Below are 23,113 nucleotides of genomic sequence, written 5' to 3' on the forward strand. Positions count from 1 at the left end.
GTCTCCTGAGCGGGCTGCGGGGTGAGGGGGGGCTTGTATGGGCAGGGAAGACGAGTTTGACGAGCTGGACGAGCTGGCCTCCGAGGGCGCGGAGGTGCTGGAGGCGGGGCTGCGGTCGGAGCAGCGGGAGACGGTGCGCTGGGCGTTCCGGAAGTGGCTCGCGGACCACACACACACCTCGCTGGACCGGATCCTCGCCCCGCTCCCGCCCGACAAGTCCCGGCACTTCAAGGTCGGTTACTTCCGTGGCTACTTCCGTGAGGCCCTCTCCGGCACGGGAGGCCAGGAAGCGGCGGCAGACCTGCGGGCGCTGATGGACGACCTGCCGGAGCTCCAGCAACCGACCGAGACCGAGACCGAGTCCGCCTCCGCGGCCGACAACGTCCCCGGATTCCCTCCGGCCGACAACGTCCCCGGATTCCCGCCGGGCGACATCGTCGGCTTCTACGGCGGGGACTACCGCGGCCCCGTCGTGGGCGTCGTGAACCAGACGACCTACGCCTCGCCGCCCGGCGTCTTCATCGTGCCGGACCCCGGCAACTGGCCCGCGGTGGAGGACGCCGACCCGGTGACGCTCGGCGTCCGGCCCACCGAGCGGCACTACGGGGACCCCGGCCTGCCGCCGTATGTTCCCCGTGATCTCGATGAGCGGCTGCGCGGCTGGAGCGCGCAGTACCGGCTGCTGGTGATCACGGGTGGACCACTCACGGGCAAGTCGAGGACGGCCTGGGCCGCCGTGGCCGGCGACCTGGACCCCCGCGCCCGGGTGTACGCGCCCGCCCACGGTACCGACCTGCGCGGACTGCCTGCCCTGCTGCGCGGTCGGCAGGGCACGTACGTGCTGTGGCTGGACGAGTTGGAGCACCACCTCGGCGAACACGGGCTGACCCTGGGCCTGCTGGCCGAGCTGAAGGCGCTGGGCGTCCCGGTGGTGGCCACGATGGGCGACGACGCGTACGAAACGCGCCGCTTCGCGCCCGGACCGGCGTCCCAGGTGCTCAGTCTGGCCCGTTCGGAGCCGGTGAGCTCCACGTGGACCCCCCAGGAGCTGGGCCGGCTCCGCGCCGCGTTCGACACCCGGCTCGACGAGGCCGAGCGGTGGCGCGGCGCGACCGGAGTCACCCAGTACCTGGCCATCGGCGCGGAACTCAGGGAACTGTGGCACCGCTCCGGCCTCTCCAACAGCCGCCACCCGTACGGGAATCTGCTGATCCGGGCCGCGACGGACCTGGCCCGCTGCGGGGTCACCGGGGACATCCCCCGGCGGCTGCTGCACGAGGCCTGCCAGTGCTATACGGCGCGGCAGTCGGCTGGGCGGCTGGAACGGCAGTCGTTCCAGGAGGCGCTGGACTGGGCCCGGGAACTGCGCCATGACGTCACCGGGTTGCTGGTGCCCGGAGCGCCGCGTCGGGTGGGGGACAGCGACGAGACCTGGCGGCCGTACGGCTCACTCGTCGTCGACGCCGAGCGGGCCTCGTCGGGGACGGGCATCCCGATCGCCGTCTGGCGCTGCGCGCTGGCGGGCACGGCGTACGACGCCGAGGTGCACCGCAATGTGCGGACGACCGCGCACTCCGTCTTCGCGGTCCGCGCGGAGGACGGCGACGCCGAGGCCATGCACATGCTCGGTCTGCTCGCCGAGGACAACGAGGACGAGGCCACGGCGCTGGAGTGGTTCCGCAAGGCCGTGGACGCGGGCAAGAAGGAGCTGTCCGGGCGGCTCGGCGAGCTGCTGCTGGCGAGGGGAGAGGCGGAACAGGCGCTGCCGTACCTGCGGGCGGCGGCGGAGGGGAAGCCGGGCGGTCAGGAGATGAGGCTGGTCGGCGAGGCCCATCTGGCGCTGGCTGAGCAGGCGCTGCGCGAGGCCGTGAGCGGGGGTGACATGGCGGCGGCACACCGGCTGGGTGATCTGCTGCTCGGGCGGGGTGAGTTGATCCAGGCGGCGTCCTACTACGTGGAGGCCGAGACGCAGGGGTACGCCCCGGTCGCCCGCAGCATGGCCGTCTACTTCCTGTTGCGCCATAAGACCGAGATCGCGGAGGTGCTGCTCACCCGTGCCGCCGCAGCCGGCGACGAGACGGCGACCCTTCTGCTGAACGACGTGCAGAAGCCGAGGGGGAGCCTGAAGGACGCCGCGGCGTACTTCACGTCCGGTCACCCGCTGGACGCCGCCCACCTCGGGGCCGTGACGGAGAAGGCGGGGTTTCCGGAGCAGGCCCGCGGTCACTACGAGCAGGGGTGTGCCAACGGTGACGCCTACGCCGCCTACCGCCTGGCGTCCCTCCTCGACAAGCAGAACGATCCCGCCGAAGCCCTCCTCTGGTATGGCAAAGCCGCCGACATGGGGCACCCGGGTGCGATGAAGGCGCTCGCAGAGCACGCCGAGAACCCCGCTACCGTCGAGGAGTGACCAACCAGCCCCACCCCACGCCCGACGCCCCGCCCGCCACCCCGCCCGCTCCCGCCCTCTTCACCTGGGAGTTCGCCACCGACCCCTACCCCGCCTACGCCTGGCTGCGCGAGCACGCCCCCGTGCACCGCACCCGGCTGCCCAGCGGGGTCGAGGCCTGGCTGGTCACCCGTTACGCCGACGCGAAACAGGCCCTCGCCGACCAGCGGCTGTCCAAGAACCCCGCACATCACGACGAGCCCGCCCACGCCAAGGGCAAGACCGGCATCCCCGGTGAGCGCAAGGCCGAGCTGATGACGCATCTGCTCAACATCGACCCGCCGGACCACACCCGGCTACGACGGCTCGTCAGCAAGGCGTTCACGCCGCGCCGGGTCGCCGAGTTCGCGCCCCGCGTCCAGGAGCTGACGGACCGGCTGATCGACGGGTTCGCCGCCCGGGGAGAGGCCGACCTCATCCACGACTTCGCCTTCCCCCTCCCCATCTACGCCATCTGCGACCTGCTGGGCGTTCCCCGCGAGGACCAGGACGACTTCCGCGACTGGGCGGGGATGATGATCCGGCACGGTGGCGGCCCCCGCGGCGGGGTCGCGCGGTCGGTGAAGAAGATGCGCGGCTACCTGCTGGAGCTGATCCACCGCAAGCGCGCCGAGCTCCCCGCCGACCCGGCCCCCGGCGAGGACCTCATCTCGGGCCTGATCCGCGCCTCCGACCACGGCGAGCACCTCACCGAGAACGAGGCCGCGGCCATGGCCTTCATCCTTCTCTTCGCCGGCTTCGAGACGACCGTCAACCTGATCGGCAACGGCCTCCACGCCCTGCTTTCCCACCCGGAGCAGCGGGCGCGGTTGCAGGCATCCCTCGCGGCCGGGCAGCGGGACCTGCTGGAGACCGGCGTGGAGGAACTCCTGCGCTACGACGGTCCCGTGGAACTTGCCACCTGGCGGTTCGCGACCGAGCCGCTCAGCATCGGCGGGCAGGACATCGCGCCCGGCGACCCCGTGCTCGTCGTCCTGGCGGCCGCCGACCGCGACCCGGACCGCTTCCCGGACCCCGACACGCTCGATCTCTCCCGCCGTGACAACCAGCATCTCGGCTACGGCCACGGCATCCACTACTGCCTGGGCGCCCCGCTGGCCCGGCTGGAGGGACAGACGGCGCTGGCCACTCTCCTGACCCGGCTGCCTGACCTTCGGACGGCCGTGGATCCGGCGGACTTGAGGTGGCGCGGCGGGCTCATCATGCGGGGCCTTCGGACCTTGCCGGTGGAGTTCACTCCCATGCATGGCTAAGGCAATCCGAGCGCACTCAGAGCGCACTCCGAGCGCATTTCTGATCGCACGTCAGCCGGAGTGTGACCATTCGGGGAAGTGAAGGTGACCGTCCCTCAAGTCTGTGATCTTCACGTGATCTGCGCGGCATTAACTTGTGACAAGTGATCGTCTGCCGATACGTTCACTCGTCAGCGCGACGCGTCGGTCTCACCCGCCTCACCCGCCGCGCCGGTACTGCTGTCCAGAGAAAGGCCCCTCGCATGCTCTCCGGGAACGGTCGACACCGTCGCCCCCGCCAGGCCCCGGCGCTGCTCGTCGCGGCCGGAGTGACGGGCTCCGCCATCGCCATCCCGCTGCTCGCCGCCTCGGGCGCGAGTGCCGCCGACGGCACGGTGTGGGACAAGGTGGCGCAGTGCGAGACCGGCGGCTCGTGGAGCGCCGACAAGGGCGGCGGCGAGTACGGCGGCCTGAGTCTCACCCAGAAGCAGTGGGAGACGTACGGGGGGCTCGACTACGCGACGCGCCCCGACCTGGCCAGCCGCAACCAGCAGATCGCGGTGGCGCAGAAACTGCTCGCGGCCGAGAACATCGGCGCCTGGGGCACCTGTGGGCTGACCTCCGGGCTCACCCAGGCCAACGGCGCGCTGAACGTGGACACCGGTCTGGCGAACGACTCGTCCGACTCGCCTGCCTCATCCGGATTGTCCGACCTGTCCAGGGGATTGTCGGGGTCGTCCGGATCGTCCGGGTCCACGGGTTCCTCGAACTCTTCCGGCAGCGGTGACGGTTCGACCGGTTCGACCGGTTCGGCTGGTTCCTCCGGCCCCTCCGGCTCCTCCGGCTCCTCCGGCTCGTCCGGGTCATCCGACTCATCCGGCAATTCATCGAGTTCACCCTCCGCGTCGCCTTCGTCCCCTTCGTCCTCCTCGTCCTCTTCTTCCACCGGTACGGGCGGCTCCACCGGTGCCGGCGCGTCCGACGGCTCCGGCGGTCAGGATGACGCGCAGGCGACCGGCGGCTCGCCCACCGGGGCCCCGAAAGCGGACGACCCGGACAAGTCGGTCCAGGATGCGGGCTCTTGGAGTCTCGTCGACACCGGCTCCCTCGGCTCGGGCCGGCACCGCGGCGCCACCGCCGACGAGAACACCACCAAGAGCGCCACCGTCGCCGACGATGCCGCCGTCGACGGCACCACGACCGCCTCCGTCGGCCGGCATGCCGCGGCCACCTATGTCGTCCAGGAGGGCGACTCGCTCGCCTCCATCGCCGACTCCCTTGGCCTCGACGGCGGATGGCGTGCCCTCTATGCCGAGAACAAGGGCCTCATCGGCGCCGACCCGAGCGACATCGTCCCCGGTCAGACCCTCGACACAGGGGTCAAATAGGGCGCAAAACCCAAGAAAAACAGCGGGAGTTCACGTCACGCTTCGCACTGAATGTCCGGTTTGGTGAAAGTGTGGGATGAGTCTCAGAAGCCCTGATCGTCTTTGAAATTCCGCGGATCGCGTGTCTACGGTCGTCCCGCTCGGCAACCCGAGCCCCGGCCGTCGCAACGCCGAATCCTGCCAGTGGCAGCCCGGGAACAGTCGTCGCGTCAAGCGCCGTAGGCAGGAGCGGGGGACCCAAGGTAGGCGCCGCACCGGGCAGTTGACCGGAGTGGCTTGGGGTGAAGCCGCGCCTCGTGAAAGCGAGAGCGTGGCCGGGCAACTCAACCGGCCCGAACCCGACAGCTCACCTCGCAGGCGTCGGTGAGGGGATCCACCATGCTGTTTTCCGGCAAGGGCAAGCACCGCCGTCCGTCCAAGGCCACCCGCGTCGCCGCGCTGGCCGGCGTCACCGGCGTCGCCATCGCCGCCCCGCTGATGGCGGCCGGCAACGCCTCCGCCGCCACCGCCTCCGAGTGGGACGCGGTCGCCCAGTGCGAGTCCGGCGGCAACTGGTCCATCAATACCGGCAACGGCTACTACGGCGGCCTGCAGTTCTCCGCCTCCACCTGGGCCGCCTACGGCGGTACGCAGTACGCCGCGCAGGCCAACCAGGCCTCCAAGTCGCAGCAGATCGCCGTCGCCGAGAAGGTCCTCGCCTCCCAGGGCAAGGGTGCCTGGCCGGTCTGCGGCACGGGCCTGTCCGGCGCCGCCTACAACGGCAGCAGCTCCTCCGGCTCGTCGAGCAGCACCGGCGGCTCCGGCTCCAGCAGCTCGGACAGCAGCGCCGGCACCCGCTCGACCGAGAACCAGAGCGCCTCCCGCTCCACCGACCGCCCGGCCGCCTCCAAGACGGTCACCACGCCGACCGGCAAGAAGGTCAAGAAGGGCGACGGCGAGTACAAGGTCGTCAAGGGCGACACCCTCAGCTCCATAGCCGAGAAGCACAAGGTCAAGGGCGGCTGGCAGAAGCTGTTCCAGCTGAACAAGGACATCGTCGCGGACGCCGACCTCATCTACCCGGGTCAGCAGCTGCACCTGAAGTGATCCCCCGCTCCCAGAGCGGACCCAGAGAAGCCACAGCGCCCTCACATCCGAGGTCGGCACACTGAAGACCTTGTGAGGGTCACCCCCCGTCCCCACGGGCTCCCCGCTCCGGTGCGTGTTCCCCCGTACGCACCGGAGCGGGGTTTCTCTTTGCCCGCTCGCCCCGCCGCCCGCTCGCCTCACCGCCCCCGCTCGCCCCGCCGCCCGCTCGCCCCGCGCGCTTTCTTCGCCTGTTTGTCACCCGCTCTTTGTTCCGGGCGGGAACAATGTGTACGGTCAGTTCGTCCACAGGGCGGTCGGTCGGCTGCCGACGCCCGTCGGGCGGTTAGGCTCTAGTCGCAAGGCCCGCGGGCCCCGCACTCTCAGCGTCACATCCCAAGAAGGAGATGCTCGTGCCGTCCATCGACGTCGTCGTAGCCCGGGAAATCCTCGACTCGCGAGGGAACCCCACCGTCGAGGTCGAGGTCGGCCTCGACGACGGCAGCACCGGTCGTGCCGCCGTCCCGTCCGGCGCCTCCACCGGCGCCTTCGAGGCCATCGAGCTGCGCGACGGTGACCCGAACCGCTACCAGGGCAAGGGTGTCGAGAAGGCCGTCCTCGCCGTCATCGAGCAGATCGGCCCGGAGCTCGTCGGCTACGACGCCACCGAGCAGCGCCTGATCGACCAGGCCATGTTCGACCTGGACGCCACCGACAACAAGGGCTCGCTCGGCGCCAACGCCATCCTCGGCGTCTCCCTCGCCGTCGCCCACGCCGCCTCCGAGGCCAGCGACCTTCCGCTCTTCCGCTACCTGGGCGGCCCCAACGCGCACCTGCTGCCGGTGCCGATGATGAACATCCTGAACGGCGGCTCGCACGCCGACTCCAACGTGGACATCCAGGAGTTCATGATCGCCCCGATCGGCGCGGAGTCCTTCTCCGAGGCCCTGCGCTGGGGCACCGAGGTCTACCACACGCTCAAGAAGGTGCTGAAGGCCAAGGGCCTGTCCACCGGCCTCGGCGACGAGGGCGGCTTCGCCCCGAACCTCGGCTCCAACCGCGAGGCCCTCGACCTCATCCTCGAGGCCATCAAGGAAGCCGGTTACGCGCCGGGCGAGCAGATCGCGCTCGCGCTCGACGTCGCCGCGTCCGAGTTCTACAAGGACGGCGTGTACGAGTTCGAGGGCAAGTCCCGCTCGGCCGCCGAGATGACCGAGTACTACGAGGAGCTCGTGGCGGCCTACCCGCTCGTCTCCATCGAGGACCCGCTGTTCGAGGACGACTGGGCCGGCTGGAAGGTCCTCACCGACAAGCTCGGCGACAAGGTCCAGATCGTCGGCGACGACCTGTTCGTCACCAACCCCGAGCGTCTCGCCCGCGGCATCGAGGACGGCGCCGCGAACGCCCTGCTCGTCAAGGTGAACCAGATCGGCTCGCTCACCGAGACGCTGGACGCCGTCGAGCTGGCCCAGCGCAGCGGCTTCAAGTGCATGATGTCGCACCGCTCCGGCGAGACTGAGGACGTCACCATCGCCGACCTCGCCGTCGCCACCAACTGCGGCCAGATCAAGACCGGCGCCCCGGCCCGTTCCGAGCGCGTCGCCAAGTACAACCAGCTGCTGCGCATCGAGGAGATCCTCGACGACGCCGCGGTGTACGCGGGCCGCTCGGCCTTCCCCCGCTTCAAGGGCTGACCCTTACGGGGTTAAGCCTTAGCCAGTCGTACGTACGTCCCCGTACTCGGTCCCGTACCGTGTGCGGGGACGTACGCACATGGGAGACGGGAGGCGGGGGAACATGGCCGTGAAGGACCGGGACCGGTTCTCCACCGCGACGAGGATCAAGCTGCTCGGGGAGCAGACCGCGGCCCGGGTCTACCGCTCGCAGACCAAACGCCAGGCCCGCCGCTCCCGCCTCACCGGCCGCGCCGCGCTGCTCGCCCTCGTCCTGTGCACGCTGATCGTCGCTCTGGCCTACCCCATGCGCCAGTACGTCTCCCAGCGCGCCGAGATCGCCGACCTGGAGCGCGAGAAGCAGCAGGCCGGCGAACGCGTCGAGCAGCTGCGCGACCTCAAGGCGCGCTGGCAGGACGACGCGTACGCCGAGCAGCAGATCCGGCAGCGCCTGCACTATGTGCTGCCGGGGGAGACCGGCTACGTCGTGATCGACCCGGACGCGGCCAAGCAGTCCCGCGCCGACCTCGGGGCGGCCGACCGCCCCTGGTACACGAACGTCTGGGACGGCGTCGACAAGTCGGACGCCTCCGACCACTGAACCGACAGAGAGACAACCCCGGAAGTATGGATACGCCCCCGCCGACCACCCCGCGCACCGAGCCCACCGACGCGGACGTAGAGGCCTTCAAGCAGCAGCTCGGACGCCCGCCGCGCGGCCTGCGCGCGATCGCGCACCGCTGCCCGTGCGGTCAGCCGGACGTCGTCGAGACGGCCCCCCGCCTGCCCGACGGCACCCCCTTCCCGACGCTGTACTACCTGACGTGCCCGAAGGCCAACTCGGCGATCGGCACGCTCGAGGCGAACGGCGTGATGAAGGAGATGACGGAGCGGCTGCAGGCCGACCCGGAGCTGGCCGCCTCCTACCGTGCCGCGCACGAGGACTACATCCGGCGCCGGGACGAGATCGAGGAGCTGAGGAACTTCCCCAGCGCGGGCGGCATGCCGGACCGGGTGAAGTGCCTGCACGTCCTCGTGGCGCACTCCCTGGCGGCCGGCCCGGGCGTGAACCCGCTGGGCGACGAGGCCTTGGCGATGCTTCCGCAGTGGTGGCGCAAGGGGGCCTGTGTGACGCTGTCCGGGCCGCCGACCGGCGAGGGATGGCAGGTGGACGTCTCCGAGGACGGCGCGGGCCACTTCGCCTTCAGGCCCGTCGACCAGGACGCGAAGCCGGGCGACCAGGACGCGAAGCCGGGCGAGGGGGACGCGCAGTGAGCCGTGTCGCCGCCGTCGACTGCGGTACGAACTCGATCCGCCTCCTCGTCGCCGACGCCGACCCGGTCACGGGTGAACTGGTCGAGCTGGACCGCCGGATGACGATCGTCCGCCTCGGCCAGGGCGTCGACCGCACCGGCCGGCTCGCGCCCGAGGCGCTGGAGCGGACCTTCGCCGCCTGCCGCGAGTACGCGGCCGTCATCAAGGAGCTGGGCGCGCAGCGGGTGCGCTTCGTCGCCACCTCCGCCTCCCGGGACGCCGAGAACCGCGACGAGTTCGTGCGCGGCGTGCTGGACATCCTGGGCGTCGAGCCCGAGGTCGTCACCGGCGACCAGGAGGCCGAGTTCTCCTTCACCGGCGCGACGAAGGAGCTGGCGGGCCGCGACGACCTCACCAAGCCCTACCTGGTGGTGGACATCGGCGGCGGCTCGACCGAGTTCGTCGTGGGCGAGGAGCACGTACAGGCCGCCCGCTCGGTCGACGTCGGCTGTGTGCGGATGACGGAGCGGCATCTGGTCGTGGACGGCGAGGTCGCCGACCCGCCGACGTCCGAGCAGGTCGCGGCGATGCGCGCCGACATCGAGGCGGCCCTCGACCTCGCCGAGGAGACGGTCCCGCTGCGCGCGGCGCACACCCTGGTCGGCCTGGCCGGCTCGGTGACGACGGTCTCGGCGATCGCCCAGCACCTCCCCGAGTACGACTCGGCGGCCATCCACCACTCCCGCGTCTCGCGCGACAAGGTCCGCGAGATCACCGAGTGGCTGCTGCGCTCCACGCACGCCGAGCGCGCGGCGGTCGGCGCGATGCACCCGGGCCGGGTCGACGTGATCGCGGCGGGCGCCCTCGTCCTCCTGTCGATCATGGAGCGGATCGGCGCGGAGGAGGTCGTGGTGAGCGAACACGACATCCTCGACGGCATCGCGTTCAAGGTGGCGGAGGACGCCGAGCAGGCGTGAGAGCGGCAGGGGCGCGGGGGGAAACCCTGGGGAAGCGGGCCCTCGGGGGCACTCTGCTGAGCAGCGCGAATGACGCATGAGCGGGGCGGGGAGGCCTTCGCGAGGCCCCGAAACGGTTCTCCGCGAGAGCCCGCCGGAAAACTTCGTGAAGTTCTTCACAAGGAATTCGGCCCTGTCGGAGGATGAAGTGAGTCCGGTTGACCCTTCCGAGGGCCCAACACCTGTGTGAACGTGTTCAAAAGAGGCAGGCGCGGACGTTTCGCGGCCGGGCCCGACGACGCTTCCACGGCCGCCTCACGGAGGCTCTCCAGGCCCGGAGAGGCAGCTCACGCGGCATTGACAACGGCACCCTGAGTACACAGGTTCCCGTTCCGCGCCATGATGTGGATCACGTGAGCCGCGGAGGATAGCACACACCCTCCACAAGCTTGTGAAGGGGCGCACGAGCGACCCCCCCTGGAGCGGGTGGATACTCGATGGCATGAGCACCACGGAGCGTCCCAGGATCCTCGTAGTAGGCGGTGGGTACGTAGGCCTGTACGCAGCTCGGCGCATTCTCAAGAAGATGCGCTACGGCGAGGCGACCGTCACGGTCGTCGACCCCCGGTCGTACATGACCTACCAGCCCTTCCTCCCCGAAACCGCCGCCGGCAACATCTCCCCGCGCCACGTCGTCGTCCCGCTGCGACGCGTGCTGCCCAAGGCGGAGGTTCTCACCGGTCGGGTCACCACCATCGACCAGGACCGCAAGGTCGCCACGATCGCCCCGCTGGTCGGCGAGGCGTACGAGCTGCCCTTCGACTACCTGGTGATCGCGCTCGGCGCGGTCTCCCGCACCTTCCCGATCCCCGGCCTCGCCGAGCAGGGCATCGGCATGAAGGGCGTCGAGGAGGCCATCGGCCTGCGCAACCACGTCCTCGAGCAGCTGGACAAGGCCGACTCCACCACCGACGAGGAGATCCGCCGCAAGGCGCTCACCTTCGTCTTCATCGGCGGCGGGTTCGCCGGCGCGGAGACCATCGGTGAGGTCGAGGACCTGGCCCGCGACGCGGCCAAGTACTACAAGACCGTGTCCCGCGAGGACATGCGCTTCATCCTCGTCGACGCCGCGGACAAGATCCTGCCCGAGGTCGGCCCGAAGCTCGGCCAGTACGGCAAGGAGCACCTGGAGAGCCGGGGCGTGGAGATCTACCTCTCCACCTCGATGGACTCCTGCGTCGACGGCCACGTCGTGCTGAAGAACGGCCTCGAGGTCGACTCCAACACCATCGTGTGGACGGCCGGCGTCAAGCCCAACCCCGTCCTGGCGCGCTACGGCCTGCCGCTCGGCCCCCGCGGCCACGTCGACACCGCCGCCACCCTCCAGGTGCAGGGCACCGACTACATCTGGGCCGCCGGCGACAACGCCCAGGTCCCGGACGTCGCCGCCCGCAAGGCCGGCGTCGAGAACGCCTGGTGCCCGCCGAACGCGCAGCACGCGCTGCGTCAGGCCAGGGTCCTCGGCGACAACGTGATCTCCGGCATGCGGGGCTTCCCGCAGAAGGAGTACGCGCACTCCAACAAGGGTGCGGTGGCGGGCCTCGGCCTCCACAAGGGCGTCGCGATGATCGTCATGGGCAAGATGAAGATCAAGCTCAAGGGCCGCCTCGCCTGGTACATGCACCGTGGCTACCACGGCATGGCGATGCCGACGTGGAACCGCAAGATCCGCGTCTTCGCCGACTGGACCCTCGGCATGTTCCTCAAGCGTGAGGTCGTCGCCCTCGGCGCCCTGGAGTCCCCGCGCGAGGAGTTCTACGAGGCCGCGAAGCCGGCCCCGGTCGCAGCCAAGCCGGCCGCCGAGAAGAGCGAGAAGGCCGAGAGCGAGAAGGCCAAGGCCTCCTGACCTCGGTCACCCGACCCGCGGTCCGCTGACCGCCGGTCACCGAAACACCCCCGAAGGGGCCGTCCGCCATCCGTGGTGCGGGCGGCCCCTTCGGCGTGTCCGCCGCCCTGCCGACGCCCTGCCGACGCCCTGGCGTCGGCAGGGCGTGGGAGTTTGCTCAGCTGTAACGCGCATGGGGGACTGCGCTGCGGCTTCGCTGGTGTTTACGTGGTGTCAGGACATTCCGGGATCACCGTCACGGAGGTGTGCATCATGGCTGACGCCGCGCCGCGGCTCCATGCGCTCGTCGAACAGTTGCTGGGGGCCCCGCTCCCGGTACGCGTCCGCGCCTGGGACGGTTCGCAGGCTGGCCCGCCCGACGCGCCCGTTCTGGTCGTACGCAACCGCAGAGCCCTGCGTCGTCTCCTGTTCAAACCGGGCGAACTGGGCCTCGCCCGCGCCTGGGTGGCCGGCGACCTGGAGATCGAGGGGGACCTGTACGTCGCTCTCGACCTGCTCTCCGGCCTCGTCTGGGAACGCGGCGAGGACGCCCGTACCCTCGCCCAGGCCCTGCGCGACCCCGGGTTCCGCGCGGCCGTGCGGGGGCTGCTGCGGCTGGCCGGGCCCCCGTTGCCGCCCGCCCCGCCCCGCGAGGAGGTCCGCAGAGCCCGTCATCTCCACACCCGCCGCACCGACAGACGCGCCATCAGCCACCACTACGACGTCGGCAACGACTTCTACGAACTCGTCCTCGGCCCGTCCATGGTGTACTCCTGCGCCTACTGGGAGTCCGGCGACCAGAGCCCCGAGAGCACCCTGGAGACCGCGCAGCGCGACAAGCTCGAACTCGTCTGCCGCAAGCTCGACCTGGGGCCCGAAAAGCGGCTGCTGGACGTCGGCTGCGGCTGGGGTTCCCTCGCCGTCCACGCGGCCCGCGAGCACGGCGCGAACGTCCTCGGGATCACCCTGTCCCAGGAGCAGGCGACGTACGCCCGTAAACGCGTCGCCGACGCCGGGCTCACCGACAAGGTCGAGATCCGCGTCCAGGACTACCGGGACGTCACCGACGGCCCGTTCGACGCGATCTCCTCCATCGGCATGGCGGAACACGTCGGCTCCGCGAAGTACCTGGAGTACGCCCAGGTCCTGTTCGCGCTGACCGGACCGGGCGGCCGGCTGCTCAACCACCAGATCGCCCGCCGCCCGCAACGCGACGAGTCGACGTACGACGTGGACGCGTTCATCGACGCCTACGTCTTCCCCGACGGCGAACTCGCCCCCGTCGGCACCACGGTCACCCAGCTCGAACGCGCCGGCTTCGAGGTTCGCGACGTCGAGTCGATCCGTGAGCACTACGCCCTCACCCTGCGCCGCTGGGTGGCCCGTCTGGAGGCCGGCTGGGAGCGGGCCGTCCACCTCACCGGTCCCGGCCGGGCCCGCGTCTGGCGGCTCTACATGGCCGCCTCCGCCGTCGCCTTCGAACGCAACCGCATCGGCGTCAACCAGGTCCTGGCCGTCCGCACCCCCGAGTCGGGCGCCTCCGGGATGCCCCTGCGCGCCCGCACCTGGAACTGACGGCAGGACAGAGGGGCCCCCGGCGCCGCACGTACGGTGCCGGGGGCCCCTCTGTCCGCCCTCGACGCGGCTACTCCGACTTGATCGCGGACAGCATGTTCAGCCGGGACGCCCGCCGGGCCGGCCACAGCGCCGCCAGGATGCCCACCCCGGCCGCCAGCACCAGGAAGAGAGCCATCCGGCCCCACGGCAGGACAAGCTCGTACGTCGCCATCTTCGTGCCGATCAGCTCACCGGCCGCCCAGCCGAAGAACACGCCGAGGCCGAGGCCGAGCACCCCGCCGAAGAGCGAGATGACGAGGGACTCCAGGCGGACCATCCGCTTGACCGAGCGCCGGTCCAGGCCGATGGCGCGCAGCATGCCGATCTCCTGGGAGCGCTCGAAGACCGACATCGCCAGGGTGTTGATGACGCCGAGGACGGCGACGATCACGGCCATCGCGAGCAGCCCGTAGAGCATGTTCAGTATCAGCGTGAACATCTTCGCGACCTCGTTGGACAGGTCCTTCTTGCTCTGGACCTTGATGGCCGGGTTGGCGCCGAGGGCCGTCTCCAGCTTGTCCTTCGTGCCGTCCGAGGCGCCGGCGGAGGTCTTGACCAGGACCCGCCGGTCCGCCGGGGACTCCAGATGCGGGGTGAGGACCGAGGTGTCCAGAAGGATGCCGTCGATGAGCTCGTTGCCCTCGTAGACCGCGGCGACCGTCAGCTGCTGCTTCCTGCCGTCCTCGTAGTTCATCGTGAACGCCGAACCGGCCTTCCAGCCATGGGACTTGGCGACGTTCTCGTCGACGGCGACCTGCGCGCCGCCCACCTTGAACGCGCCGTCGTCGACCTTGAGGTCGGTCAGCTTGCCGATGGTGGAGCCGGTGACGCCGGTGAGGTTCTCGGTCGTGCCGTCGACCCGCCCGTACCCGGCCCGCATCGGGCTGGTGGCGGTCACCCCGTCGGTGGCCTTCAGCTTCTGGTCGATGTCGGCGGAGAGCTCGTTGCCGTTGGCCATCGACACGACGTAGTCGGCCCGGATCGCGGAGGACGCCATCTTGTCGATGGCGTTCTGCAGGCTGCCCGCCATCACCGTCATGCCGGTGATCAGGGTCAGGCCGATCATCAGCGCGGAGGCGGTGGCCGCGGTCCGGCGCGGGTTGCGCACCGAGTTCTGCCGGGCCAGCTTGCCGGACACCCCGAAGATCCGCAGGACGGGGGCGGCGGCCGCGATCAGCGGACGCGACAGCAGCGGGGTCAGGATGAACACGCCGATGATGAGCAGGCCCGCGCCCAGCCCCATGGGGGCCTGGCCGTCGCTGCCGTCCATGGTCGTCGCGGCCAGGATCACGGCCACGCCGGCCGCCGAGAACAGGGCGCCGAGGGTGTTGCGCAGGACGAGCGACTTGGTGGTGGCGGTGGCGTGCACGCTGCTCATGGCCGCCACCGGCGGGATCTTCGCGGCCCGGCGGCCGGGCAGCCACGCGGCCAGCATGGTGATGACGACGCCCACGAGGAGGGCGGCGGCGATCGTGCCGGGCGAGACGACGAGCGGCCCGTCGGGGACGGTCGCCCCCAGCGTCCCCAGCAGCGAGCGCAGCCCGGCCCCGATGCCGATGCCGGCGACCAGACCGGTCACCCCGGCGACCGCGCCGACGACGAACGCCTCGATCAGCACCGACCGTGTCACCTGGCGGCGCGAGGCCCCGACGGCCCGCAGCAGCGCGAGCTCCTTGGTGCGCTGGGCGACCAGCATGGTGAAGGTGTTGGCGATGATGAAGGTGCCCACGAAGAGCGCGATACCGGCGAAGACCAGCAGGCCCTGCTTCAGCCCGCTCATCGACGCGGAGATCATCTCGGCCTGGTCGTCGGCGAGCTGCCTGCCGGTGGTGGTCTCCACCTTGCCCTTCGGCAGGGCCGTGTCCAGGGCCGCCTTCAGCGCGCCCTGCGAGGTCCCGGCGGCGGCCTTCACGTCGATCTCGTCGTAGGTGCCGGTCTTGCCGAACAGCTGCTGGGCGGTCGCCGTGTCGAAGAGGGCGAGGCTGCCGCCGGCGGTGACGTTGCCGTCGTCGGTGGTGAAGATCCCGGTGATCCTCGGGGTGAGGACGGGGCCGTCGACGGAGATCCGCACGGTGTCGCCGACCTTGTACCCGGCCCGCTCGGCGGTCTTGGCGTCGATGAGGACCTCGCCCCTGCCGCTCGGCGTGCGCCCCTCGGCGAGCGGGTACCGGGCGTCCTTGTCCCCCCAGTAGTTGGCGCCCTGCGACTGGAAGCCGCCGCCGATGAGCTTGCCGTCCTTGTCGGCGATGGCGGTGAAGCCGTTGACGACTCCGACGGCCGACGCGGCGCCCGGGACCTTCGCGCTCCGCTCCAGCAGGGCCTGGGTCAGCTCGGGCGTCTTGCCGATACGGTCGTCGACGTCCGGCTGGGCCAGCGCGGTGACGGCGACGTCGACCTGGTCGAAGCCCTTGGCGGAGCTGTTCTGCAGGGCGTTGGAGAGGGTGTTGGTGAAGACCAGGGTCCCCGACACGAAGGCCACGCCGAGCATCACGGCGAGCACGGTCATCAGGAGCCGGGCCTTGTGCGCGAGCACGTTGCGCAAGGCGGTACGGAACATGGGTGTTGTCTTCTCAGTCCTGCTCGTCGCCGAGCGGTCGGTCCCGGACGGGATCGGACGGGATCAGCTGGTGCGGCCCTTGGCGTCGAATTGCTTCATTCGGTCCAGCACCGACTCGGCCGTCGGGCCGTACACCTCGTCGACGATGCGCCCGTCCGCGAGGAAGACCACCCGGTCCGCGTACGCCGCGGCCACCGGGTCGTGGGTGACCATCACCACTGTCTGCCCCAGATCCCGCACGGAGTTGCGCAGGAAGCCCAGCACCTCGGCACCCGAGCGGGAGTCCAGGTTGCCGGTCGGCTCGTCGCCGAAGACGATGTCGGGCCGGGACGCCAGGGCGCGGGCGACGGCGACCCGCTGCTGCTGACCGCCGGAGAGCTGCGAGGGACGGTGGCCGAGTCGGTCGGCGAGACCCACCATCCGGATGACCGTTTCCAGCCACTCCTTGTCCGGCTTACGGCCCGCGATGTCCATCGGGAGGGTGATGTTCTCGATCGCCGTCAGCGTCGGCAGCAGGTTGAACGCCTGGAAGATGAACCCGATCTTGTCCCGGCGCAGTTTCGTGAGCTGCTTGTCCTTCAGCGAGCCGAGCTCGGTGTCGCCGATGCGCACGGAGCCGGAGGAGAAGGTGTCGAGGCCCGCCACGCAGTGCATCAGCGTGGACTTGCCGGAGCCCGAGGGACCCATGATCGCGGTGAACTCGGCCTGCCGGAAGTCGACCGAGACGCGGTCCAGAGCGACGACCTGGGTCTCGCCCTGTCCGTAGATCTTCGACAGGTCCGTGGCACGCGCGGCCACTGCGGTGGTGCGCTCGGCGAGGGGGCTGGTGGTCACGGGCGTGAGCTCCTGTCGGGACGACGGCATGGCGGGACGGTGTGTCTCGGGGACATGAACCATCGTCCCGGCCGCCGGCCGTCGTGTAGTCAGCCGCTGTTCCGGTTCCGAAGGCAGACTCGAGTCGGACCAGCTGCCGCCGTGTCATACCTGGGGATGACCCGCGCCCCCTACGCGTCCTTGGGGCCGCCCAGTCGTTGAGTAAGTGTCAAGAACCGGTGGAGCACCCTTGTTCTGGCGGTGAAATTCCGTCATTCCGCATACGCAAGCGGTTGCCGCGCGCGAGGCTACTGGCAAGTGCGGATGGCCAGTTCCGTGTGCTGATGCACCCTCAGACATCAATAAAATAAGACAACATCGGGTCTGCCCGTCCGCTGATCGGGGGACGGAGCCCGATAGGGTCGGAAGCTCAAGCGGAGCCCTCGGCCTGCCCAGATGGTGGAATGCAGACACGGCGAGCTTAAACCTCGCTGCCCCTTCGCGGGCGTGCCGGTTCAAGTCCGGCTCTGGGCACTTCCGAGGCCTTGTCGATCCGCCGCATCCTTCCGTGAGGTATCGACCGCCTCGACCGTTGACACCCGTTCCACGGAGGCGCAGACTCACGTCCGAAGTCAGTGAAGAAAACTTCACTACGCGAACATGTGCGGCGAACGAGCGCAGCGAACACGATCAACGAACACCATCAGCGAACAGAACTCCGAAGGGAACGCCCGATGCGCACGACCGTCGGCATCGTCGGCGCCGGCCCCGCCGGCCTCCTCCTCGCCCGTCTGCTCCACAACGCCGGCATCGACTCCGTCGTACTGGAGAGCCGCGACCGGGCCTACGTCGAGCACCGGCAGCGCGCCGGGATCCTGGAGCAGGGCACGGTGGACGTGCTGCGCGCGGCCGGCGCCGGGGAGCGCATGGACCGGGTGGGGCTGCGCCACGACGGCATAGAGCTGCGATTCGCGCGGCAGCGCCATCGCGTCGACTTCCCCGCCCTCACCGGAGGCCGGTCGGTGATGGTCTACGCCCAGACCGAGGTCTGCAAGGACCTCATCGCCCTCCAACTGGAGGAGGGCGGCCCGCTGCTCTTCGAGACGGAGGCCCTGGCCGTCGAGGACGCCGGCACCGACCGCCCGCGCATCCGCTTCCGCCGTGGTGGCCCAGAAGGCGTCGAGGAGGTCCTGGAGTGCGAGTACGTCGTCGGCTGCGACGGCTTCTGGGGCGTCTCGCGGAAGGCGATCCCGGCCGAGCTGACCCGCGCCTTCGAACGGACGTACCCCTTCGGCTGGCTCGGCATCCTCGCCGACGTGCCGCCCTCCCACGACGAGCTGGTCTACGCCCGCCACGACCGAGGCTTCGCGCTCTTGTCCATGCGCTCGCAGTCGGTCTCCCGCCTCTACCTCCAGGTGCCCGAAGGCACCGACGCCGAGACCTGGGGCGACGACGAGATCTGGGACGAGCTGGAGCGCCGCTTCGAGACGGACGACGACTGGAAGCTGGAACGCGGCCCGATCACCCAGAAGTCGGTCACCCCGATGCGCTCCTACGTCCACGAGCCCATGCGGCACGGCCGGCTCTTCCTCGCCGGGGACGCGGCCCACATCGTGCCGCCGACCGGCGCGAAGGGGCTGAACCTCGCCGTCGGAGACGTCGTCACCTTCGCGCGGGCGCTGACGCACCAGAGGCGGACGGGCTCCTGCGACCTCCTCGACGCCTACTCCGAGACCTGTCTGCGCCGCGTCTGGCAGGCCGAGCGGTTCTCCTACGACATGACGACCCTGCTGCACCCCGCCCCCGACGCCACCCCCTTCGAGGCACGCCTCCAGCTCGCCCGGCTGGAGCGGATCGCCTCCTCCCGCGCCGCCGAGACCGACCTGGCCGAGGGGTACACCGGGTTCCCGTTCGGGTGACCGGACATGACGCGTCGGCCGGTCTCCGACTGGTTCCGGACAGGTAGCAGGTTGGTCATGAATGAGGTCCGCCGGTGCCGGGAATCACGCTGCCGCGTAGCGTGTTGCGCAGCACAAGAGGGAAAGATCCTCCTCAAGCACTAGGGTCAATCCTTTGCCTACCTATTACCCTTGAGCCCAAGGCGACGCAACTGTGGCCATGGAGGAGTGAAATGCAGAGCAGAAACCCGGTCTTCTCGCGACGGGGGTTCAGCCGCGACAACGGCTACGCGGGCTTCAACGCACAGGCCGGGGGACCCGCTGGCGGCACGCAGGCCAACCCGTACGCGCAGGGCGATCCGTACGCCCAGCAGGCGGGCAACCCCTACGCGCAGAACCCCTACGCCCAGCAGGGCCTGCAGCAGGGCGCACCGCCGCAGGCCCCGGCCGCCACCGGCCGGATGACCATGGACGACGTCGTCGCGCGCACCGCGACCACGCTCGGCACCGTGGTCGTCACCGCGGTGCTGGCCTGGCTGCTGCTGCCCGTCGACGAGGCGAACCTCGGCAAGTCGTACGGCATCGGCATCGCCGCCGCCCTGGTCGCCATGGTGCTGGCCTTCGTCCAGTCGTTCAAGCGCCGCCCGGCCCCCGCGCTGATCCTGTCGTACGCCGCCTTCGAGGGTGTCTTCCTCGGCGTGATCTCCAGCGCGGTGTCCACGTACATCGCGGACGGCGTGGTCGCCCAGGCGGTGCTGGGCACGATGGCGGTCTTCGCCGCCGTGCTCGTGGCGTACAAGGCGGGCTGGATCCGCGTCAACCGCCGCTTCTACGGCTTCGTGATGGCCGCCGCGCTCGGCTTCGTCCTGCTGATGGTCGCGAACCTGCTGTTCTCGGTGTTCGGCGGCGGTGACGGCCTCGGCTTCCGCAGCGGCGCCCTGGGCATCGTGTTCGGCGTCATCGGCATCATCCTCGGCGCCTGCTTCCTCGCCCTGGACTTCAAGCAGGTCGAGGACGGCGTCGCGTACGGCGCCCCGCGCGAGGAGGCCTGGCTCGCCGCCTTCGGCCTCACCATGACGCTGGTGTGGATCTACATGGAGTTCCTGCGGCTCCTGTCGATCCTGAACAGCGACTGACCGCCGAGGCTGAGCACAACACCGCGTGACAGCGCGAAGGGCCCCGGGATTTTGATCCCGGGGCCCTTCGTCGTATCCGGCGTGGTGGTGGTGTGTCGGCGCGCTAGAGCAGTTTGCGCGCGGCCCTCCTCAGGTCGTACTCGTGGATGATCGCCTTGGCGTGGCCGTACGCGAGGTTGTGCTCGGCGCGCAGCCAGCTGACCTTCTCCTCGAAGCGGAGAGCGGGGCCTTCGTCGACGGTGCGCAGCCAGTCGGAGACTTCACGACCGGTGCAATGGGGGATACGGGCCAGTATGTTGCGGTGGGTCTCCTCGGAGAGGACATGGGACATCGGCGCCTCCGGTAGCAAAGGGGATGTAAGCCGGTCCTTCAGGTCACGGTGCCTGAGTGTTCGCCTGTTGGCAACAGTCCCGGTCCGACGCGTAGTCTCGCGGCGTGGTGGATACGACGTCCCTGACCCGTGCGGTGGATCACTTCGCCGATCGTCTGCGTGCCGCTCCGCAGAGCCGGCTCCAGAGAAGCGCTGCCGCGCAGGCGCTGGGGTTGGCCCGGGAGTTGGCCGCCTGGGCCCAGCGTATCGAGGAGCCCGGGGTGGAGCCTCGGCAGATGCCCGACGCCGGGATGTTCGCGGCCGCCGACCAAATCACCGTGGCGGTGCATGATTTGGCCCTCGTGCTGTCGGACGAGGACCAGGTGGCCGAGGCCGTGCGGCTGGTGCAGGAGGCGCAGAAACGGGCGGGGGTGTGACGGCCGTGGGGGCGTGCCGCGGGAACGAGGCCTCTACAGGCTCGCTATGACCCGGTCCGCCAGGATGTAGACGTTCTCCTCGCCGCACGCGAAGGTCAGGGTGTAGGCGCCCGAGATGCCCGAGCCGCCCAGCAGGAACGGGGTCTCGCCGGCCGTGAGGGCCCTGGCGAGACGTTCCGCCGTCTCGCGGTGGCCCGGCGTCATGCACAGGGTTGTGCCGTCGGCGAAGACATAGACGTCGAGCGTGCCGAGCGGGCCCGGGCGGACGTCGGTCAGCTCGATGCGGGACGCGGCCAGTTCCTCAAGGGTGGCGACGGTGCGTTCGTGATCGTTGACCATCGGTGACTGGACCGGCACGAAGTCGGGGTGGGACGGGTGGCGGCGGCGGGCCGCGGCCAGTTCGGGGGACTCCCCGGCGAACTCGTCGGCGTCCGCGGTCGGCTCGGTCACCGGCTCCAGGGGCTCCAGGCCCACGAAGTCGCTCTGCCGGGGCAGGAACAGCTCACTGTCCGGCAGGCCCAGCAGGGAGGGGGCGTCGGAGCCGTCACGCGCCTCCTGGGCGGCCCAGAAGGCGCGCGCCTCGGCGAGCTCCCGCTCCCGCTCCTCCGCGAGCGCCTCCGCCACCGCGGCGCGTATCTCAGCCGTGTCGGCGGTCGTGCGGGCGGCCGGGACCCGGCCGCGCAGCTCCGCGGCGTGGTTCTCGGCGAGCTGGGTGTGCAGGGCGGCGACCTGCCGGCGCAGCTGCAAGAGGGTGCGCAGGACGGCGACGCCCACGGCGCCCGTGGCGGCCGTGGTGACCAACAAGGCGATCGGCATGGCGCTCACTGACGTACTCCCGGTTCAAAGTCGACCCCCGACTTCCTACATCAGCTTGAAGGGTGGACTATCCAGCTGTCAGTGCGTAACGTCACGAAACGGACAGGTCTTTGGGCCTGGGGTTTGGTGTCGAACCGCGCTGAGCTGCGTAAATCCCTCCGGGAGGGAGATAGGTCACATCCTGGGGGAGATTGGATCACAGAACGGCCCGGAGTCCAGGTGTATTCCGGACTCCGGGCCGTCAACTCACCGTGGGTGCCGTGACGGTCACCGAGAGGTTCAGCTGAGGCGCTCGATGACCATCGCCATGCCCTGGCCGCCGCCGACGCACATCGTCTCCAGACCGAACTGCTTGTCGTGGAACTGCAGCGAATTGATGAGCGTGCCGGTGATGCGGGCGCCCGTCATGCCGAAGGGGTGGCCGACGGCGATGGCGCCGCCGTTGACGTTCAGCTTGTCGACGTCGATGCCGAGGTCGCGGTAGGAGGGGATCACCTGCGCGGCGAACGCCTCGTTGATCTCGACCAGGTCGATGTCGTCGATGGTGAGGCCGGCGCGACGCAGCGCCTGGTTGCTGGCGTCCACCGGGCCGAGGCCCATGATCTCGGGGGAGAGGCCGGAGACGCCGGTCGACACGATGCGGGCGAGCGGGGTCAGGCCGAGCTCGCGGGCCTTGGTGTCGCTCATGATGACGACCGCGGCGGCGCCGTCGTTCAGCGGGCAGCAGTTGCCGGCGGTGACCAGCCCGTCCGGGCGGAACACCGGCTTCAGGCCCTGGACGCCCTCCAGGGTGACCCCGGCGCGCGGACCGTCGTCCTTGGAGACGACCGTGCCGTCGGGCAGGGTGACGGGGGTGATCTCGCGCTCCCAGAAGCCGTTCTTGATGGCTTCCTCGGCGAGGTTCTGGGAACGGACGCCGAACTCGTCCATGTCCTGGCGGGTCACGCCCTTGGAGCGGGCCAGGTTCTCGGCGGTCTGCCCCATCGCGATGTAGGCGTCCGGGACGAGGCCGTCCTCGCGCGGGTCGTGCCAGGAGGTGCCCTCCTGCTCGGCGACGGCGGCCGTGCGGGCCTCCGCTTCGGCGAAGAACGGGTTGTGCGTGTCCGGCAGGCTGTCGGAGTTGCCCTTGGTGAACCGGGAGACCATCTCGACACCGGCCGAGATGAAGACGTCGCCCTCGCCGGCCTTGATGGCGTGCAGGGCCATCCGGCTGGTCTGGAGCGAGGAGGAACAGTAGCGGGTGACCGTGCAGCCGGGAAGGTGGTCCATCCCCATCTGGACGGCGACGATACGGCCCAGGTTGTTGCCCTGCTCGCCGCCCGGCAGACCGCAGCCGAGCATCAGGTCGTCGATGTCCCTCGGGTCGAGCTCGGGGACCTTGGCGAGGGCCGCCTGGATGATCGTGGCGGTGAGGTCGTCCGGGCGCAGGTCCTTCAGGGAGCCCTTGAAAGCGCGGCCGATGGGCGAGCGGGCGGTCGAGACGATGACGGCTTCGGGCATCACGGCTCCATTGGCGGGAAGGGGGTTCCGTACGGACACGGCTGCTTGGGAAGTTACCGGTACGTATGGCTTGGGTCACGCCGGTTGCGGTGTGACCCTGACCGCACTTTCTAAGCGCTTGCTTGGT

General features: G+C 70.2%; 18 protein-coding genes, 1 tRNA gene and 1 riboswitch. Of the genes, 14 read left to right on the top strand and 5 right to left on the bottom strand.

All coding sequences use genetic code 11. The features are described from left to right. Positions 1–37: 37 nt before the first annotated feature. The 10 genes from B5557_RS26450 (at position 38) to B5557_RS26495 (ending at position 13,477) form a co-directional block, all read left to right on the top strand. A complete protein-coding gene (locus tag B5557_RS26450; protein ID WP_079661792.1) occupies positions 38–2,410 on the top strand; it encodes a tetratricopeptide repeat protein in 2,373 nt (790 codons plus the stop codon). Beyond that, positions 2,407–3,702: a cytochrome P450 family protein gene (locus tag B5557_RS26455; protein WP_079661793.1), complete on the top strand. Its 1,296-nt coding sequence runs from the start codon at positions 2,407–2,409 to the stop codon at positions 3,700–3,702. Before B5557_RS26450 ends, B5557_RS26455 begins: the two co-directional genes overlap by 4 nt. A 242-nt stretch (positions 3,703–3,944) precedes the next feature. Continuing rightward, complete coding sequence (locus B5557_RS26460; protein WP_079661794.1) at positions 3,945–5,069, top strand: LysM peptidoglycan-binding domain-containing protein; 1,125 nt, start codon at positions 3,945–3,947, stop codon at positions 5,067–5,069. Between the two features lie 204 nt (positions 5,070–5,273). Beyond that, positions 5,274–5,444, top strand: a riboswitch (cyclic di-AMP (ydaO/yuaA leader). Between the two features lie 3 nt (positions 5,445–5,447). Further along, positions 5,448–6,155 carry a LysM peptidoglycan-binding domain-containing protein gene (locus B5557_RS26465; RefSeq protein WP_079661795.1) on the top strand — a complete coding sequence of 236 codons (708 nt, stop codon included), beginning with the start codon at positions 5,448–5,450 and terminating at the stop codon, positions 6,153–6,155. A 386-nt stretch (positions 6,156–6,541) separates the two neighbouring features. Then, the gene (gene eno / locus B5557_RS26470) at positions 6,542–7,828 is read left to right on the top strand and encodes a phosphopyruvate hydratase (RefSeq protein ID WP_079661796.1); all 1,287 of its coding nucleotides are present in this window, start codon (positions 6,542–6,544) and stop codon (positions 7,826–7,828) included. A 103-nt stretch (positions 7,829–7,931) separates the two neighbouring features. After that, a complete protein-coding gene (locus tag B5557_RS26475; protein ID WP_079661797.1) occupies positions 7,932–8,408 on the top strand; it encodes an FtsB family cell division protein in 477 nt (158 codons plus the stop codon). A 26-nt stretch (positions 8,409–8,434) separates the two neighbouring features. Further along, the gene (locus tag B5557_RS26480) at positions 8,435–9,082 is read left to right on the top strand and encodes a DUF501 domain-containing protein (RefSeq protein WP_079661798.1); all 648 of its coding nucleotides are present in this window, start codon (positions 8,435–8,437) and stop codon (positions 9,080–9,082) included. Continuing rightward, positions 9,079–10,038, top strand: coding sequence for a Ppx/GppA phosphatase family protein (locus B5557_RS26485; protein ID WP_079661799.1), 960 nt, complete (start codon positions 9,079–9,081; stop codon positions 10,036–10,038). Before B5557_RS26480 ends, B5557_RS26485 begins: the two co-directional genes overlap by 4 nt. Positions 10,039–10,519: 481 nt before the next feature. Beyond that, the gene (locus B5557_RS26490) at positions 10,520–11,923 is read left to right on the top strand and encodes an NAD(P)/FAD-dependent oxidoreductase (RefSeq protein WP_079661800.1); all 1,404 of its coding nucleotides are present in this window, start codon (positions 10,520–10,522) and stop codon (positions 11,921–11,923) included. A 252-nt stretch (positions 11,924–12,175) separates the two neighbouring features. Further along, positions 12,176–13,477, top strand: a complete 1,302-nt coding sequence (locus B5557_RS26495) for an SAM-dependent methyltransferase (RefSeq protein WP_079661801.1) — start codon at positions 12,176–12,178, stop codon at positions 13,475–13,477. 70 nt (positions 13,478–13,547) lie between these two features. On the opposite strand, the gene B5557_RS26500 is transcribed toward B5557_RS26495, so the two are convergent. Then, positions 13,548–16,076, bottom strand: coding sequence for an ABC transporter permease (locus B5557_RS26500; protein WP_079661802.1), 2,529 nt, complete (start codon positions 16,074–16,076; stop codon positions 13,548–13,550). Between the two features lie 63 nt (positions 16,077–16,139). Further along, entirely contained in the window at positions 16,140–16,910 is a 771-nt protein-coding gene (locus B5557_RS26505) for an ABC transporter ATP-binding protein (RefSeq protein WP_079661803.1), read from the bottom strand. Positions 16,911–17,339: 429 nt separating this feature from the next. Here B5557_RS26505 and B5557_RS26510 point away from each other — a divergent pair. From B5557_RS26510 to B5557_RS26520, 3 genes are all read left to right on the top strand, one after another. Next, a tRNA-Leu gene (locus B5557_RS26510) sits at positions 17,340–17,423 on the top strand. Between the two features lie 200 nt (positions 17,424–17,623). Further along, positions 17,624–18,808 carry a 4-hydroxybenzoate 3-monooxygenase gene (locus tag B5557_RS26515; RefSeq protein WP_079661804.1) on the top strand — a complete coding sequence of 395 codons (1,185 nt, stop codon included), beginning with the start codon at positions 17,624–17,626 and terminating at the stop codon, positions 18,806–18,808. Between the two features lie 212 nt (positions 18,809–19,020). After that, positions 19,021–19,923, top strand: a complete 903-nt coding sequence (locus B5557_RS26520) for a Bax inhibitor-1/YccA family protein (RefSeq protein WP_079661805.1) — start codon at positions 19,021–19,023, stop codon at positions 19,921–19,923. A gap of 103 nt (positions 19,924–20,026) precedes the next feature. On the opposite strand, the gene B5557_RS26525 is transcribed toward B5557_RS26520, so the two are convergent. Then, positions 20,027–20,254 carry a DUF4287 domain-containing protein gene (locus B5557_RS26525; protein ID WP_069768564.1) on the bottom strand — a complete coding sequence of 76 codons (228 nt, stop codon included), beginning with the start codon at positions 20,252–20,254 and terminating at the stop codon, positions 20,027–20,029. Positions 20,255–20,358: 104 nt separating this feature from the next. Here B5557_RS26525 and B5557_RS26530 point away from each other — a divergent pair, with 104 nt between their 5' ends. Beyond that, a complete protein-coding gene (locus tag B5557_RS26530) occupies positions 20,359–20,670 on the top strand; it encodes a hypothetical protein (protein WP_079661806.1) in 312 nt (103 codons plus the stop codon). Positions 20,671–20,703: 33 nt separating this feature from the next. Here B5557_RS26530 and B5557_RS26535 read toward each other — a convergent pair whose 3' ends face one another. After that, on the bottom strand, positions 20,704–21,495 hold the full coding sequence (locus tag B5557_RS26535; protein ID WP_079661807.1) for a hypothetical protein: 792 nt from the start codon (positions 21,493–21,495) through the stop codon (positions 20,704–20,706). Between the two features lie 270 nt (positions 21,496–21,765). Further along, positions 21,766–22,986 carry an acetyl-CoA C-acetyltransferase gene (locus B5557_RS26540; RefSeq protein ID WP_079661808.1) on the bottom strand — a complete coding sequence of 407 codons (1,221 nt, stop codon included), beginning with the start codon at positions 22,984–22,986 and terminating at the stop codon, positions 21,766–21,768. Positions 22,987–23,113 lie beyond the last annotated feature (127 nt).

The sequence above is a fragment of the Streptomyces sp. 3214.6 genome, assembly GCF_900129855.1.
Taxonomy (GTDB): domain Bacteria; phylum Actinomycetota; class Actinomycetes; order Streptomycetales; family Streptomycetaceae; genus Streptomyces; species Streptomyces soliscabiei.

What these genes read in the sequence shown, in the direction of transcription:
- B5557_RS26450 (WP_079661792.1), top strand. Translation starts at nt 38, where the DNA reads ATGGGCAGGGAAGACGAGTTTGACGAGCTGGACGAGCTGGCCTCCGAG.
- B5557_RS26460 (WP_079661794.1), top strand. Translation starts at nt 3,945, where the DNA reads ATGCTCTCCGGGAACGGTCGACACCGTCGCCCCCGCCAGGCCCCGGCG.
- B5557_RS26465 (WP_079661795.1), top strand. Translation starts at nt 5,448, where the DNA reads ATGCTGTTTTCCGGCAAGGGCAAGCACCGCCGTCCGTCCAAGGCCACC.
- eno (WP_079661796.1), top strand. Translation starts at nt 6,542, where the DNA reads ATGCTCGTGCCGTCCATCGACGTCGTCGTAGCCCGGGAAATCCTCGAC.
- B5557_RS26475 (WP_079661797.1), top strand. Translation starts at nt 7,932, where the DNA reads ATGGCCGTGAAGGACCGGGACCGGTTCTCCACCGCGACGAGGATCAAG.
- B5557_RS26480 (WP_079661798.1), top strand. Translation starts at nt 8,435, where the DNA reads ATGGATACGCCCCCGCCGACCACCCCGCGCACCGAGCCCACCGACGCG.
- B5557_RS26490 (WP_079661800.1), top strand. Translation starts at nt 10,520, where the DNA reads ATGAGCACCACGGAGCGTCCCAGGATCCTCGTAGTAGGCGGTGGGTAC.
- B5557_RS26495 (WP_079661801.1), top strand. Translation starts at nt 12,176, where the DNA reads ATGGCTGACGCCGCGCCGCGGCTCCATGCGCTCGTCGAACAGTTGCTG.
- B5557_RS26500 (WP_079661802.1), bottom strand. Translation starts at nt 16,076, where the DNA reads ATGTTCCGTACCGCCTTGCGCAACGTGCTCGCGCACAAGGCCCGGCTC.
- B5557_RS26515 (WP_079661804.1), top strand. Translation starts at nt 17,624, where the DNA reads ATGCGCACGACCGTCGGCATCGTCGGCGCCGGCCCCGCCGGCCTCCTC.
- B5557_RS26520 (WP_079661805.1), top strand. Translation starts at nt 19,021, where the DNA reads ATGCAGAGCAGAAACCCGGTCTTCTCGCGACGGGGGTTCAGCCGCGAC.
- B5557_RS26525 (WP_069768564.1), bottom strand. Translation starts at nt 20,254, where the DNA reads ATGTCCCATGTCCTCTCCGAGGAGACCCACCGCAACATACTGGCCCGT.
- B5557_RS26540 (WP_079661808.1), bottom strand. Translation starts at nt 22,986, where the DNA reads ATGCCCGAAGCCGTCATCGTCTCGACCGCCCGCTCGCCCATCGGCCGC.